Annotated in this window: 11 protein-coding genes; 5 read left to right on the forward strand and 6 right to left on the reverse strand. The window is 69.1% G+C overall.

The features are described 5' to 3' along the window. Positions 1 to 121 precede the first annotated feature (121 nt). On the forward strand, positions 122 to 391 hold the full coding sequence (locus HUW46_RS08545) for a hypothetical protein (protein ID WP_215546780.1): 270 nt from the start codon (positions 122 to 124) through the stop codon (positions 389 to 391). Positions 392 to 884: 493 nt separating this feature from the next. Here HUW46_RS08545 and HUW46_RS08550 read toward each other — a convergent pair whose 3' ends face one another. Beyond that, a complete protein-coding gene (locus HUW46_RS08550; protein WP_215546781.1) occupies positions 885 to 1,517 on the reverse strand; it encodes a YigZ family protein in 633 nt (210 codons plus the stop codon). 587 nt (positions 1,518 to 2,104) lie between these two features. Between HUW46_RS08550 and gltB the strand changes: the two genes are divergently transcribed. The 3 genes from gltB to HUW46_RS08565 all read left to right on the forward strand — a co-directional run bounded on the left by gltB (position 2,105) and on the right by HUW46_RS08565 (position 9,269). Beyond that, positions 2,105 to 6,652, forward strand: a complete 4,548-nt coding sequence (gene gltB, locus HUW46_RS08555; RefSeq protein WP_215546782.1) for a glutamate synthase large subunit — start codon at positions 2,105 to 2,107, stop codon at positions 6,650 to 6,652. Further along, positions 6,645 to 8,096 (forward strand): glutamate synthase subunit beta, encoded by a 1,452-nt coding sequence (locus HUW46_RS08560; RefSeq protein WP_215546783.1) that lies wholly within the window; start codon positions 6,645 to 6,647, stop codon positions 8,094 to 8,096. Before gltB ends, HUW46_RS08560 begins: the two co-directional genes overlap by 8 nt. Positions 8,097 to 8,294: 198 nt before the next feature. Next, positions 8,295 to 9,269: a helix-turn-helix transcriptional regulator gene (locus HUW46_RS08565; protein ID WP_215546784.1), complete on the forward strand. Its 975-nt coding sequence runs from the start codon at positions 8,295 to 8,297 to the stop codon at positions 9,267 to 9,269. 629 nt (positions 9,270 to 9,898) lie between these two features. Here the strand turns inward: HUW46_RS08565 and HUW46_RS08570 are convergent. Together HUW46_RS08570 and HUW46_RS08575 are read right to left on the reverse strand one after the other, a co-directional pair. Continuing rightward, positions 9,899 to 10,006, reverse strand: a complete 108-nt coding sequence (locus tag HUW46_RS08570; protein WP_254125951.1) for a DUF397 domain-containing protein — start codon at positions 10,004 to 10,006, stop codon at positions 9,899 to 9,901. Between the two features lie 11 nt (positions 10,007 to 10,017). After that, on the reverse strand, positions 10,018 to 10,851 hold the full coding sequence (locus tag HUW46_RS08575; protein WP_215546785.1) for a helix-turn-helix domain-containing protein: 834 nt from the start codon (positions 10,849 to 10,851) through the stop codon (positions 10,018 to 10,020). Between the two features lie 115 nt (positions 10,852 to 10,966). Here HUW46_RS08575 and HUW46_RS08580 point away from each other — a divergent pair, with 115 nt between their 5' ends. Further along, on the forward strand, positions 10,967 to 11,272 hold the full coding sequence (locus HUW46_RS08580) for a hypothetical protein (RefSeq protein ID WP_215546786.1): 306 nt from the start codon (positions 10,967 to 10,969) through the stop codon (positions 11,270 to 11,272). A 96-nt stretch (positions 11,273 to 11,368) separates the two neighbouring features. Here HUW46_RS08580 and HUW46_RS08585 read toward each other — a convergent pair whose 3' ends face one another. From HUW46_RS08585 to HUW46_RS08595, 3 genes are read right to left on the reverse strand one after another with little or no spacing between them, the layout of a single operon-like run. Further along, entirely contained in the window at positions 11,369 to 12,151 is a 783-nt protein-coding gene (locus HUW46_RS08585; RefSeq protein WP_215546787.1) for a DeoR/GlpR family DNA-binding transcription regulator, read from the reverse strand. Beyond that, a complete protein-coding gene (locus tag HUW46_RS08590) occupies positions 12,148 to 14,013 on the reverse strand; it encodes a DUF5107 domain-containing protein (protein ID WP_215546788.1) in 1,866 nt (621 codons plus the stop codon). Before HUW46_RS08590 ends, HUW46_RS08585 begins: the two co-directional genes overlap by 4 nt. Continuing rightward, a complete protein-coding gene (locus HUW46_RS08595; protein ID WP_215546789.1) occupies positions 14,013 to 15,011 on the reverse strand; it encodes an ABC transporter ATP-binding protein in 999 nt (332 codons plus the stop codon). Before HUW46_RS08595 ends, HUW46_RS08590 begins: the two co-directional genes overlap by 1 nt. Positions 15,012 to 15,018: the final 7 nt, after the last annotated feature.

Raw genomic sequence — 15,018 nt, forward strand, 5'->3', positions numbered from 1 at the left:
AAGGTCGGGGAATACCCCTAAATGTTCCCTAAATCTCCTCGAGATTCGAGACATACCGTCGGCGGTACCCGAAACTGTCGTAGTCCCGAGTTTTACTGGGGGTACAGGGAGGAGGCACAAGATGCCTCAGGAGAGCGAACTGAACTATCGGGAACGCGCCACCCTCCGCGCGGTGGCGCTGGGCACTGCCGAAATCACCTGCAGCTCCGAGCCGGACCTGTTCATCGACGGGCTCGCCTGCTGCGACCAGACCACCGCACACCAGCTCGCCAACCGCGGCTTCATCGTCCCGGTCCGCGCGGGGCGGGCAGGCGAGCGGGTACCGGCGATCATCAGCGAAGCGGGCACGGCCGCGCTGGCCGCCTACCTCTCCGCCACGATCGCCGCCTGAAAGCTTCACGCGAGCAAGGGATGGCCGCGACCACGGCGGCCACCCCGCGGTAAGTCTCGCCCCGGGGGTACAACAGCGCCCCGGTGTGGTGTCCGGCGCGGTGACGCGTGCTTGTCTGGGGGCGAGTGACGCGTCGACCCGGCACCACACCGGGGCGCTCCCCCGCGCCCGGCTCAGGACTCTCGCGATGCACGTGCTCCGAAAGCCACAGTGATGGCGGGCGCGCGTCGCGGGGGTTCCGCGAGATCGGCGGCGGGGGCTCCGCTTGGTTCCCCGAAGGCCACCCTCGGGGACTCTAGCGCCACTTTTTCGGCCCTCGCAGATGTGCGGGCGGGGCTGCCGATGCCCCGAGGGTGACCTTCGGGGCGCTAGACGACACAAATCCACCCCTCGCGCGCCCGAACACCGCGAGGCACGTGCCCCGAAGGGTGGCCTTCGGGGCGCTCGATGCCCCGAAGGCCACTTTCGGGGCATCACGGAGCGGCGCCAGGAGTCACGGGTCCAGGCGCACCCAGTGTTCGCCTGCTTCTTCGGCTCGCGCGGCGCCGCCGGTCCGGTCGGCGAGCCAGCGCGCGAACTCGTCCCGCTCGCTCTCGCGGACCCCTACCTCGAACCTGGCCTGCGCGCCGAAGGACGTGCCCTGCACGGGATACGGCGACTCGCGGAGGTCGTTCTCCATCCGGCCCGCCCTGCCGTAGTCCACGGTCACCGCGAGCACCCGCAACCGCCGGTACCGCGCGGTGCCCGCCTCGTCGAGCGCGTCGGCGACCGCCTGCCCGTAGGCCCGGATGAGCCCGCCCGCGCCGAGCAGCACGCCGCCGAAGTAGCGCGTGACCACGGCGACCGTGTTCGTCAGCTCGCGGCGGCGGAGCACTTCGAGCATGGGCGCGCCCGCCGTGCCCGCGGGCTCGCCGTCGTCGTTCGACCGCTGGGTCCTGCCGTCGGCGCCGAGCACGAAGGCGTGGCAGTGGTGCCGGGCCGCGGGCTCGGCCTTGCGGCGGGCGGCGATCACCTCGCGCGCCCGCTCTTCGGTGTCCACCGGCGCGAGCGCGCACAGGAACCGCGAGCGGCGCACTTCGATCTCGTGCACGGTCGCGCCGGCTACGGTGCGGTACTCGTCATCCACCTGGGCAGCTTCTCATTGAGCCAGATAGTCACAGTCTGATTACGGGACGTGAGAGCTGGGCAAGGCCGCAAAACGGACACACGATGCGGACCTGCGGGCACACTGGTCCTACTGGCTGGTATCCGTTCAGTGGAAAGAAGCAGGTCATCGCGGTACTGTTCCAGGTGCCGAGACACACTGGCCCGCGATGTGGACCGTTCGGCAACAAGTCAACGCAGACGTGGCATTTCCCACGCGCGTCGAGCGACGTATGTCGGTAACAGCGAATTCACACTATCGTCGTTAGACCCGGCGAACCCGGGGAGGAAGGACCGCGCCGTCGGAGGCCCACCACCACATCGGGTCAGCGACCCGGCGCGTACAGCCAGTGCGACGCACAATGACGTGTGTCCATCGGCCACCCAGCGCAGTGTGGCCTCGATGATGCCTGCGGGCGTTCCCGCTTCAGAGCCCGCCAGGAGCTCACGCATCTCTCGACTGACCAATCGCGGTCCCGAGTGGCCCCGTTAGCCAGTGCGGCGGATTCTCCGGAATCCCGCACTTTCGGGTGAACTCGGTCGCGCCGACGCCTTGGGAGGCGGCCAGCCGTGACCCGCCACGCACTTCAGCCCCGAGAAGGGCTGTACGACGAACAGTACGAGCACGACGCCTGCGGTGTGGCCTTCGTGGCCGATCTCGCCGGACGACGGGACCACAGCATCGTGCGCAAGGCGCTGGTCGCGCTGCGCAACCTCGAACACCGCGGCGCCAGGGGCGCCGAACCGGAGACCGGCGACGGGGCCGGGATCCTCATCCAGGTCCCCGACGCCTTCTACCGCGAGGTCGTGGACTTCACCCTGCCCGAGCCGGGCGCCTACGCGGTCGGCACCGCCTTCCTGCCGAGGGACGAGAAGTGCCGCGGCCGCGCGATGACGACGATCGAGCGCATCGCCGCCGAAGAGGGCATGCAGGTGCTCGGCTGGCGCGAACTGCCGGTGCACGCCGAGCACTGCGGGCCGACGGCCGCGACCACGATGCCGTACTTCACGCAGCTCTTCCTTTCCGCGCGCGAACCCGGCGTGCGGGACCTGGCACTGGAACGGCTCGCGTTCTGCGTGCGCAAGCGGGTCGAACACGAACTCGCCGAGGCCGATGTGGACGGCACCACCGGCGCGTACTTCCCCAGCCTTTCCTCGCGCACGATCGTCTACAAAGGAATGCTCACCGAGCCGCAGGTCGAACTGTTCTTCGACGACCTTTCCGACGAGCGCGTGGTGAGCGCGATCGGGCTCGTGCACTCGCGGTTCTCCACCAACACCTTCCCGTCGTGGCCGCTGGCACACCCGTACCGGTACGTCGCGCACAACGGCGAGATCAACACCTTGCGCGGCAACCGGAACTGGATGGACGCGCGCGAGTCGATGCTCCAATCAGGACTCATCCCCGGCGAGCTGGAGCGGATCTACCCGATCATCACGCGCGGCGCGAGCGACTCGGCGTCCTTCGACGAAGTGCTCGAACTGCTGCACCTCGGCGGCCGGAGCCTGCCGCACTCGGTGCTGATGATGATCCCCGAGGCGTGGGAAAACCACGAGGAAATGGACCACCGGCGCCGCGCCTTCTACGAGTTCCACTCGACGCTGATGGAACCGTGGGACGGCCCCGCGCTGGTGTCGTTCACCGACGGCACCCAGATCGGCGCGGTGCTCGACCGCAACGGCCTGCGCCCCGCGCGGTACTGGGTGACGGAGGACGGGCTCGTGGTGCTGGCCAGCGAGGTCGGCGTGCTGGAGATCGAACCGTCGAACATCGTCCGCAAGGGCAGGCTCGAACCCGGCCGCATGTTCCTCGTCGACACCGCCGAGGGCCGGATCATCGACGACGAGGAGATCAAGGGCGGGCTCGCCGCGGAGCACCCGTACGGCGAGTGGGTCGAAAAGGGCTTGCTGCACCTGGACGATCTGCCCGAACGCGACCGCGAAGTGCCGACGCACCATTCGCTGGTCCGCCGCCAGCAGGCGTTCGGCTACACCGAAGAAGAACTCGACGTGCTGCTGCAGCCGATGGCCCGCACCGGCGCGGAGCCGATCGGGTCGATGGGCAACGACTCGCCGCTGGCCTCGCTGTCCAGCAGGCCGAGGCAGCTCTTCGACTACTTCATCCAGCTCTTCGCCCAGGTCACGAACCCGCCGCTGGACGCGATCCGCGAGGAGCTGGTGACCGCGCTCGGCACGCAGCTCGGCGCGGAGCCGAACCTGCTCGACGCCAGCGCGGAATCCTGCCGGCGGATCGTGCTGCCGTTCCCGGTGCTGGACAACGACGAGCTGGCGAAACTGGTGCACGCCAACGACGACGGCGATCTCCCGGAGTTCCAGGCGGTCACCGTGCTGGGCCGGTACGACGTCGACGGCGGCGGCGAGGCGCTCGTGCGCAGGCTCGACGAAATCCGCGCCGAGGTGTCCGAAGCGATCGAGGACGGCGCGCGGCTCATCGTGCTGTCGGACCGCGGTGTCGACGAGAAGCACGCGGCGATCCCGTCGCTGCTGCTGACCGGCGCGGTGCACCACCACCTGGTGCGCGAGAAGACCCGCACCCAGGTCGGGCTCGTCGTCGAGTCCGGCGACGCGCGCGAGGTGCACCACATCGCGCTGCTCATCGGGTACGGGGTGGCCGCGGTCAACCCGTACATGGCGATGGCGACCGTCGAGGAAATGGCTCAGCAGGGCCTGATTCCCGGTGTCGACGCGAAGCACGCGACGCGGAACCTGATCAAGGCGCTCGGCAAGGGCGTCCGCAAGACGATGTCGAAGATGGGCGTCTCGACGGTCGCGTCCTACACCGGCGCGCAGATCTTCGAGGCGATCGGGCTCGGCGAAGAAGTCATCGAAAACTGTTTCACCGGAACGACTTCCCGCCTCGGCGGGGTCGGGTTCGAGACGCTGGCGGACGAGGTGCACGAGCGCCATCGCCGCGCCTACCCGCGCGACGGCGTGCGCGCGAGCCACCGCGAACTCGAAACCGGTGCCGACTACCAGTGGCGCCGCGAGGGCGAGCCGCACCTGTTCAACCCGCAGACCGTGTTCAAGCTGCAACATTCGACGCGGGCCGGGAAGTACGACGTCTTCAAGGAGTACACGAAGGCGGTCAACGACCAGTCCGAGAAGCTGCTGACGCTGCGCGGGCTGTTCGACTTCAAGAGCGGCGAGCGCCCGCCGGTGCCGATCGAAGAGGTCGAACCGGTTTCCGAGATCGTCAAGCGGTTCGCCACCGGCGCGATCTCCTACGGCTCGATCTCGATGGAGATGCACCAGACCCTGGCGATCGCGATGAACCGCCTCGGCGGCAAGTCGAACACCGGCGAGGGCGGCGAAGACCCGGAACGCCTCTACGACCCGGAGCGGCGCTCCGCCGTGAAGCAAGTCGCAAGTGGACGGTTCGGCGTCACCAGTGAGTACCTGGTCAACGCCGACGACATCCAGATCAAGATGGCGCAGGGCGCGAAGCCGGGCGAAGGCGGGCAGCTGCCCGGCGCGAAGGTGTACCCGTGGATCGCGAAGACGCGGTTCTCCACCCCCGGCGTCGGGCTGATTTCCCCGCCGCCGCACCACGACATCTACTCGATCGAAGACCTCGCGCAGCTCATCCACGATCTCAAGAACGCCAACCCGGACGCCCGCATCCACGTGAAGCTGGTGTCCGAGGTCGGCGTCGGCACGGTCGCCGCCGGTGTGTCCAAGGCGCACGCGGACGTCGTGCTGATCTCCGGTCACGACGGCGGGACGGGCGCTTCGCCGCTCTCGTCGATCAAGCACGCGGGCGGCCCGTGGGAGCTGGGCCTCGCCGAGACGCAGCAGACGCTGCTGGCGAACCGGCTCCGCGACCGGATCGTGGTGCAGACCGACGGCCAGCTCAAGACCGGCCGCGACGTGATCATCGCGGCGCTGCTCGGCGCCGAGGAGTTCGGGTTCGCGACCGCGCCGCTGGTGGTGTCGGGCTGCATCATGATGCGCGTGTGCCACCTCGACACCTGCCCGGTGGGTGTCGCGACGCAGAACCCCAAGCTGCGCGCCAAGTTCAGCGGCAAGGCCGACTACGTGGTGAACTTCTTCGAGTTCATCGCGCAGGAGGTCCGGGAGTACCTGGCGGAGCTGGGTTTCCGGTCGATCGCCGAGGCGGTCGGGCACGCGGAGCTGCTCGACAAGCGCAGGGCCGTCGAGCACTGGAAGGCCGAGGGCCTCGACCTGACGCCGATCTTCCACGTGCCCGAGCTGGAGCCGCGCGCCGCCCGCCACCAGGTGGTGGCGCAGGACCACGGCCTGGACAAGGCGCTCGACAACACGCTCATCCAGCTCGCCGAGGGCGCGCTCAGCTCGGGCGACAAGGTGCGCCTCGAACTGCCCGTCCGCAACGTCAACCGGACCGTCGGCACCATGCTCGGCTCCGAGCTGACCAAGCGGTGGGGCGGTGAGGGCCTGCCCGACGACACGATCGACGTGACGTTCACCGGTACCGCGGGCCAGTCCTTCGGCGCGTTCGTGCCGAAGGGGATCACGCTGCGGCTCGTCGGCGACGGCAACGACTACGTCGGCAAGGGCCTTTCCGGCGGCCGGATCGTGGTGCGCCCGTCGCCGGACGCGCACTTCGCCGCCGAGGAGCACATCATCGCGGGCAACGTGATCGGCTACGGCGCCACGAGCGGCGAGCTGTTCCTGCGCGGCAAGGTCGGCGAACGGTTCTGCGTGCGCAACTCCGGCGCGGTCGCGGTCGTCGAAGGCGTCGGCGACCACGGGTGCGAGTACATGACCGGCGGGCGCGTCGTGGTGCTCGGGCCGACCGGGCGGAACTTCGCGGCGGGCATGTCCGGCGGCATCGCCTACGTGCTCGACCTCGACGGCGGCCGCGTCAACGGCGAGATGGTCGACCTCGACCCGCTCGACGGCGACGACGCGGACTTCCTGCGGGAAACCGTGGAACGGCACTTCGTGGAGACGGAGTCGAGCGTGGCGCGCGCGCTGCTCGCCGACTGGGACAGCGGTGTCGACCGGTTCTCGAAGGTCATGCCCAAGGACTACAAGCGGGTGCTCGCGGCGCAGGCCGCTGCTGAGCGTGAAGGCCGCGATGTGAACGAAGCGATCATGGAGGCCGCTCATGGCTGACCCCAAAGGGTTTCTGACCACTGAACGGGAACTTCCCACCCGGCGGCCGGTTCCGCTGCGGCTGATGGACTGGCGCGAGGTCTACGAGGACTTCGCGACCACGAAGCTGGAGAAGCAGGCGGGCCGCTGCATGGACTGCGGCATCCCGTTCTGCCACCAGGGTTGCCCGCTGGGAAACCTCATCCCGGAGTGGAACACGCTGGTGTGGCGCCAGGACTGGCGCGACGCGATCGAGCGGCTGCACGCGACCAACAACTTCCCGGAGTTCACCGGCACGCTGTGCCCGGCGCCGTGCGAGACCGCGTGCGTGCTCGGCATCAACGACGACCCGGTGACGATCAAGCGCGTCGAGATCTCGATCGTCGACCGCGCCTTCGAGGAGGGCTGGGTCACCCCGCAGCCGCCGGAAACCCGCACCGGCAAGAAGGTCGCCGTGGTCGGGTCCGGTCCGTCGGGGCTGGCCGCGGCGCAGCAGCTGACCAGGGCGGGCCACGACGTGGTGGTGTTCGAGCGGGCCGACAAGATCGGTGGCCTGCTGCGCTACGGCATCCCCGAGTTCAAGATGGAGAAGCGCCGCCTCGACCGCAGGCTGGACCAAATGCGGGCGGAGGGCACGGAGTTCCGCACGAGCGTGAACGTCGGCGTCGACATCACGGCCGAGGAACTGACGAGGTCCTACGACGCGGTGGTGCTGGCGGGCGGTGCGACGGCGTGGCGCGATCTGCCGATCGACGGCCGCGACCACGAGGGCGTCTACCAGGCGATGGAGTACCTGCCCCCGGCGAACCGGGTCGCCTCCGGTGAGCTGGAGACCTCGCCGATCAGTGCCGAGGGCAAGCACGTGGTGGTCATCGGCGGCGGTGACACCGGCGCGGACTGCGTCGGCACGGCGCACCGCCAGGGCGCGAAATCGGTGACGCAGCTCGAGATCATGCCGAAGCCGCCGGAGGCGCGTCCCGACGCGAACCCGTGGCCGACCTACCCGATGATCTACCGCGTCTCGTCGGCGCACGAAGAGGGCGGCGAGCGCCTGTACTCGGTGAACACGCAGGAGTTCCTCGCCGACGACGACGGGAACCTCCGCGCGCTCTCGCTGGTGGAGGTGCGCCGCGAGGACGGGAAGTTCGTGCCGGCCGACGGCACCGAGCGGGAGCTGCCCGCTCAGCTCGTGCTGCTCGCGATGGGGTTCCTCGGGCCGCAGCGCGAGGGCCTGCTCACCGAGCTGGGTGTGGAGCTGGACGAGCGAGGCAACGTGCGGCGCGACGCGAACTTCAAGACCAGCCTCGACAACGTGTTCGTCGCCGGTGACATGGGCCGCGGCCAGTCGCTGATCGTGTGGGCGATCGCGGAGGGCCGGTCCGCCGCCGCGGGCGCGGACGCGTATCTCACCGGCCGGGACGTGCTCCCCGCCCCGATCGCGCCGACGGACAGGCCGATCGCCTAGCCCCGAAGGGCAACCCCCAGACCAGCCGTGGGGCTTCGTCAACGACGCCGAAGCCCCACGGCTGCCCCCGCGCCCGCGGAAACGGTCACCGACCAGCTAAAACCGACAAATCGGGCGCCGTGCTGCATCACGTGGTGCGCAACTGAACCACTGTCAACATTTGTTAACACGGTCGTGCTGTGGCACCATCTCCTGCCTATGAAGGCTGGGGAGAAGGTTCTGTTCGAAGGACGGGACCTCGGGGAGATCCGTGACGCCATGGCGGCGAGCTTCGGATCGCGCGTGCTGCACGCGGTCAAACCGGGGCCGGACCACGCGATGCTCCGGATCACGCAACTGGGGTCGAGCACCGGCGACGTGCGGATGCTCGAGGTCGAATGCGGTCCCGCGATACTGGTCCGCCCGGACGCGCTGGAGGACCGGTACCTGCTGAGCATCCCGCTCCAGGGCACCGGCTGGACGGAGGTCGACGGCGAACAGGTCGACACCCGCGAGGTACTGCTGGGACCGGCGCACACGAAGGTGTCGATCAGCCGGAACGGCGGCAACCGGGCGATCGTGCTGCACTTCACCCGCGAGGCGATCGACGCCGCGGCGGCGGAGCGGCTCGGCCGCGAGCCGGGCGGGCCGACCAGGTTCGACCCCGCCGTCCGGTCCGACCACGCGAAGACGGCGGCCTGGCTCGCGCTGGCGCGCACGCTCGCCGACACCGCGCGACGGGGGCTGCTCGACGATTCGCCGCTCGGGCGGCACCACCTCGAACAGCTCCTCATCCACGGCTTGTTCGAAGCGCAGCCGCACACCTTCCACGAAGCGGTGGAGCGACACGAAGCGGCTTCACTGCCCGCCGTGGTGCGCCGCGCCGTTTCCTTCTGCGAAGAAAACGCGAGCGAACCCATCACGGTCAGCGACATGGCGAAGGCCGCGGGCACCAGCGTTCGCGCGCTCCAACGCGGGTTCCGCAGCCAGCTGGGGATGAGCCCGCTCGCCCACCTCCGGCAGGTGCGGCTGGCGCGGGTGCACGAAGACCTGCGCGCGATCGGGCAGGGTGACCAGCCCGGAACCGTGACGGAGGTCGCGCTGCGATGGGGATTCCCCCATCTGGGGCGATTTTCCCAGCTGTACCGGGAAACCTACGGGGAGCCGCCGTCCCACACCCTGCGCTCGGCGTGACTATCCGGGAAACGTCCGCCGACAAGTGCGCGATTCGGATACCCACCGACGCCGGGATGTGGCTACACTTCACAGCAGGATCCCGCGCCAGACGCGAGGATCGAAAGACCCGATGCGCCGAACCTACCTCCCCAGGGGCTCGGCGCATCGGCCTTTTCCAGGGGTTTTTCCCCGCTCCTGCCCGATTTTTCCCGGTAGCTCTGACGCCACCGCCGCCGGGGCGACCGATTATTCGCCCGCGGCCCGGGCCCGTAACGAATCCAATTCGTCCCACCCGAACGGCGGTCGACTCCGCTTCCCCTGCGGTGGAAGGCATGCGCAGCCGCGCACTGTCCCCCGCGAACACTGGGACGGATGGGGACATCCGGGGACCGGTCCCCGTGCGGCGCACACCCTGAGTACCGGAGTCACCGTCCGCTATGGACGGTGACCCCACCGGGGACCACGTGCCCCGAAAGTGGCTTTCGGGGCGTTAGATGCCCCGAAAGCCACCTTCGGGGCACGCTCGCGGCGCGGCGACGGGAGATTTTGGTGCGTGACGGGGACATTCGATGCCGTGAAGGCCGCTTGGGCGGCACTGAACGCCGCCATGGTGGCCTTCACGGGTAAAGATACCGTCGGGAAATCGGTTACCCGGCAAGGGTTTTCGTGAACGAGATGAAGGCGTTCGAGGTGAGGGTCAAACGACCGCCATCCCGGTCCTTCGTATCCCGGATCCCGACTACCGACGAAGTCACCGCGATAGGAGCTATCGCCGCCGGGCACGCTTCAAAAGGGTGAGCGAGTCAGCTTCGCTGAGCGCCTCACCCATCAGCGTGGCAAAGGCGAGCTCATAGGTGCGTACCGGCGTTGGCTCGTTCCGGCACTTGCCACCGACCAGGCTCGCGAGGTAGACCCACGTCACCGGAGCATCGCCGATGTCCACCTTGAGCAAGGTGAAGCCATCACCAAGCGCCGCATAGGCACCGGCGGCGAACGGAAGAACCTGCAGAGTCAGATTCGGCAGCTTCGCCACTTCGATGAGGTGGTCGATTTGCCCACGCAATGCATCCGGACCCCCGACTTCGCGGCACAACGCCGCTTCCCCCAGGACCACATGCACCTTCGGCGGATTCGGCTCCGTGAGCCGCGACTGGCGGCGAAGCCGCACCAGCACCGCGTCCTCCACATCGACCGGCGCCATCGTCTTCGAGGTCGAAAGCAGGGCTCGCGCATAAGCCTCGGTCTGGATCAGCCCGGGGATCAACTCGCCCTGATGAACTCGAAGCTCCGAGGCGTCCTGCTCCAGCCCGTAGTACTGGCGAGTCCACTCCGGGACCTTGCCGTAGCTTCCTCGGCGGCGAGCCTGCACACCTATCTCACGGATCCGCTCGGCATCCGCCGCGCTGGCGCTGTACAGGTGCAGAAGTTCATCGATCTCGGCCGCGCGCAGCGCACCTTCACCGCGTTCCGATCGGTAGATCTTGGAAGCGAACCAGCCGGTGCGGTCGGCCACAGTGTCGATATTCATGGCCGCGGCCTCCCTCAGCTGGCGCAGCTCGAAGCCGAGCAGTACCCGGGAAGTGACAGGACCGTTAGCCATGGCGAGAGCCTATAAGCTCAACTCCTTTCGCTACTCTCTGGATCCGAGCGACCACGCCTTGGCTTGCTAACTTGTAGTACAGCTTATATGGTGGCTTGATCGGAGAGGGGATGCCATGACGGAAGGACTGGCCAGTCCGCAGTGGACTGACGACCAAGTCAGGCTCGCCGCGAGCCTGCTCGTCGACGAGCACCGACCGGCGAGGTTCTGCCTGCTGGGCATCATCCGCGACACCGACGGCGGTGTGGTCGATCTCGAACTGGTCGGCTACGGCCTGCAGATGCCCGGTACCGCCTTCGCGTACCTGCCCTCCACACCTCGCTCCCGCACGACCACCTGGCACGGCAGTTCCGTACGCACGCTCATGACCCGCCATGGCGGCGACGATCTGCTGGTGCACTGGATCGACCAGGAATCCTGAAGCCTGCCGCCGCGAGGCGGTACGGAGCCGGGCGGGAGTGGGCCGTCCCTCAACCGCCTCCACTCCCGCCCGCGACTGTTTCCCTCCGGGAAACCCCTATACCGCGCGGAGATCCACGCCCGCGGCTTCGAAGCGGCGTTTCAGGTCGGCGTGGACCTCGGCGTCGGTGACCACGGTGTGCACGGCGCCGATTTCGCAGATCCGGGCGAACGCGCGGAGGCCGAGTTTCGAGGAGTCGGCCGCGACGACCACGCGCGTGCCGCGCCGCACCATCAGACGGTTGATGTTCGCTTCGCCTTCGTGGTGCGCGAACGCACCACCTTCGGGATCGAGCGCGTCGACGCCGAGGATCACCAGATCGAGTGCGATCTCCGAGAGGACCTTCGTGGCGAGCGGGCCGGTCAGCTCGAACGAATGCGGCCGCGCGACCCCGCCGGTCACCACGAGCTTGAGATGGCGCCGCACGGCGAGTTCCGCGGCGATGTTGAGCGCGTTCGTCACCACGGTGAGGCCAGGCCCGTCCCGCGTGGTCAGGTCGCGCCGGGTGCTGAGCAGCCTCGCGACCTCCGTCGTGGTGGTGCCGCCGTTGAGGCCGACCACGGCACCCGGCGGCACCAGCGCGGCGACCTCGGTCGCGATCCGCGACTTCTGCGGCGCGTGCCGCCCCGACTTGTAGCGCAGCGGAAGGTCGTAGGACACCGAGCTGGCCACCGCGCCGCCACGGGTCCTGGTGAGCAGGCTCTGCTCGGCGAGGTGGTCGAGATCGCGGCGTACGGTCGCCGTCGAGACGGTGAGTTCGGCGCTCAGCTCCTCGACCTCGACCTTGCCGCGCTCTCCGACGATTTCGAGCAGGCGGGCGAGCCGGACGTGGCGTTTCACTTCTTCATCCGGAAGTCGTAGCGCGCGGGGAGCGGTTCGTCACCGGCGAGCGCGTGCCAAGTGTCCGAAAGGGACGTTTCTCCTTCTCGGACGTCGGGCAGGTCGAAACCGTCGGTGAAGATCCGCGACGCCCCCGCCCGGTCGCCGAGTGCCAGCCTCGCGCGCGCTTCGAGCAGCTTGATGCGGCCGTACGCGCGCAGTTCCTCGCTCAGCCCCTCGATCAGCGCCAAAGCGGACGGCGGATCGTCCAAAGCGGCGGTGATCGCTTCGATCGCGAGTGGACGGACGTCCGGCGCCATGTGGTGCGCCTCGGCGAGCAGTTCCGCGGGGCTCTCGCCCGCGACGGCGAGGTTCCGCAGGGCCCACGGGTTCGGGCTCGCGTCCACCGACGCACGCCACGCTTCGACGGCGCCCGCCCTGTCCTCGGCGTACCAGCGCGCGACCCCGCGGTGGTACCAGACCTCCCAGCTCTCCCCTGCCTTCTCCAGGAGCGCGCGCCACGGCTCGGACACCAGCGTCCCGGCGGGCGCGGAGAGGGGATCGGCGCCGCCCATCGCGCCGTCGAGCAACGCCAGCCACGGCGCCTGTGCCGCGCCGAGAGTGTCCGAAGTGAACGGTGTACCCGGCAACGCGGGGCCACTGGAGCGAGCCGCCTCCAGCGCACCCCAGCCGGAACCGCGGTGCAGGATCTCCGCAGGCTCGCGGTCGGCGACCGCGAGCCACTGGGCGTGCCGCTCGTCCAGATCCGCGAACGGGAGCGAGTCCTCCGCGGCCCGCACGGCGGTGGCCCAATCGCCGTGTGCGCCGTCCGTCCGAATCGGACCGTAGGCCTCCAGCCAATCCCACGCCTGCCCGCCGGGTAGCCGCAGGTGTTCGAGCTGCGTCCGCGCGAGACCCGCCTGGATCTCCAGGTACCCCGGCGCGCCCGGCGCGAGCCATTCCTGCCAGCGGTGCCCTCCGTCGGACTCGCCCCACACGAAGAGCTTGCGGCCACGCAGGCGGCGCGTCGAGAGCTGGGCGAGACCGCGCCCGTCGGCTTCGACCGCGGCGATCCACCGTGGACGGTCGTCGGGGACCTCGAAGAAGAAGTCCGCCGCCTGCTCGTGCCGTGCGGGATAGGTGAGATCGGATTCGCCCGGCACATCGACGAGATCGAGCCGCCCGCCGTAGCCGTAGTGCCACGCCTGCGTCGCCGGGGCGAGCACGCGGGTGCGCTCGGTCCGCGTCACCGCGATGTTCGACCACCAGTACGCCGGGACGTCGCGGGGGTGCGGGTTGCGGATCCGGACGCCGACGTAGACGAACTCCGAGTCCTCGGGGAGCCAGAAGTCCACCTGGTACGGCAGATCCCTGGTCCGCTCCCATTCCCACAGCCGCAGCACCGGTGTCCCGTCCGGACCGTCCACACGCGACGCGTGCATCGGCTCGCAGGTGAGCGTGGTGTGCCCGGTGCTGCCGAGGTTCCACTCGACCCCGCCCGCGAACCAGGCTCCCCGGAGTGCGAGGTTCGCGGGCTGGAACACCGGGTTCCGGTACAGCAGCTCGCGCTCCTCCCCCTTGTGGTACAAGGAAAAGAGCCTGCCGCCGAGCGTGGGCAGCACGGTCGCGGTGACGTGGTCGTTCTCCAGCACCAGCGCGGGTAAGGCGCGCTCGCGCCGGTCGCGGTCGTAGGAGTCCTGGAGCAGGCACGGCAGCACGCTGCGCAGCGTCCCGTACTCCACATTGGACGCCAGGTCGGCTGGCAGCTCGTCCAGGTTCGTGACGCGCTGCGCCTTGTCCAGCATTTCCAGCGGCGGCAACGGATTTTCTTCGCCGAGGTCCGCGCACGGCAGCCGGATCTCAGTGCGGTACAGGCGGGTCATCAGTCCGGCAGCCGTTCACCGGTGGCCGCGTCGAACCGGTGCGCGGCGTCGGGCAGCGGCACCAGCCCGATCCGGTCGCCGCGCTGCCACGGCGCCATCCCCGGGGTGCGCACGGTCAACGGCTGCTCGTGCTCGGGGCTCGCGCAGTACAGGTACTGGTCGCTGCCCAGTTCCTCGACCACCTCCACGGTCGCGGAAATGCCTTCCCCGTCCTCGGTGATCCGCCAGCCCTCGGGCCGCACGCCGAGCACATGATCCCCTTGCGGCAGCAGGTTCATCGCGGGCGAGCCGATGAACCCCGCTACGAATAGGTTCGCCGGTTTCGCGAACAGGCCGACCGGGGTGTCGCACTGCTGAAGGGTGCCGTCCTTGAGCACGGCCACCCTGTCCCCCATGGTCATCGCCTCGACCTGGTCGTGGGTGACGTAGATCGTGGTGACGCCGAGCCTGCGCTGCAGCGAGGCGATCTGCGTGCGCGTCTGCACCCGCAGCTTGGCGTCCAGGTTGGACAGTGGTTCGTCCATGCAGAACACCTGCGGGCGCCGCACGATCGCCCTGCCCATCGCGACCCGCTGGCGCTGCCCGCCGGACAGCTTCGCGGGCTTGCGGTCCAAAAAGGACGTCAGGTCGAGCAACTCGGCCGCCTCGGCGACCATACGCGCCCGCTCCGCCTTGGGCACCTTCCCGATCTTCAGGTGGAAGCCGATGTTCTCGGCGACCGTCATGTGCGGGTAGAGCGCGTAGTTCTGGAACACCATCGCGATGTCGCGGTCCTTCGGCGGCAGATCGGTGACGTCGCGGTCCCCGATGTGCACCTGCCCCTCGTCGACGCCCTCCAGCCCGGCGAGCATGCGCAGCGTCGTCGACTTGCCGCAGCCGGAAGGCCCGACCAGCACCAGGAATTCGCCGTCTTCGACCTCGAGGTCGAGCCGGTCGACGGCGGGCTTGTCGACCCCGGCGTAGTAACGGGTCGCGCCCTTGAACGACACGGTTGCCATGTCTCTC

The organism is Amycolatopsis sp. CA-230715, from assembly GCF_018736145.1.
Lineage (GTDB): Bacteria > Actinomycetota > Actinomycetes > Mycobacteriales > Pseudonocardiaceae > Amycolatopsis.

What these genes read in the sequence shown, in the direction of transcription:
- HUW46_RS08545 (WP_215546780.1), top strand. Translation starts at nt 122, where the DNA reads ATGCCTCAGGAGAGCGAACTGAACTATCGGGAACGCGCCACCCTCCGC.
- HUW46_RS08560 (WP_215546783.1), top strand. Translation starts at nt 6,645, where the DNA reads ATGGCTGACCCCAAAGGGTTTCTGACCACTGAACGGGAACTTCCCACC.
- HUW46_RS08565 (WP_215546784.1), top strand. Translation starts at nt 8,295, where the DNA reads ATGAAGGCTGGGGAGAAGGTTCTGTTCGAAGGACGGGACCTCGGGGAG.
- HUW46_RS08575 (WP_215546785.1), bottom strand. Translation starts at nt 10,851, where the DNA reads ATGGCTAACGGTCCTGTCACTTCCCGGGTACTGCTCGGCTTCGAGCTG.
- HUW46_RS08580 (WP_215546786.1), top strand. Translation starts at nt 10,967, where the DNA reads ATGACGGAAGGACTGGCCAGTCCGCAGTGGACTGACGACCAAGTCAGG.
- HUW46_RS08590 (WP_215546788.1), bottom strand. Translation starts at nt 14,013, where the DNA reads ATGACCCGCCTGTACCGCACTGAGATCCGGCTGCCGTGCGCGGACCTC.
- HUW46_RS08595 (WP_215546789.1), bottom strand. Translation starts at nt 15,011, where the DNA reads ATGGCAACCGTGTCGTTCAAGGGCGCGACCCGTTACTACGCCGGGGTC.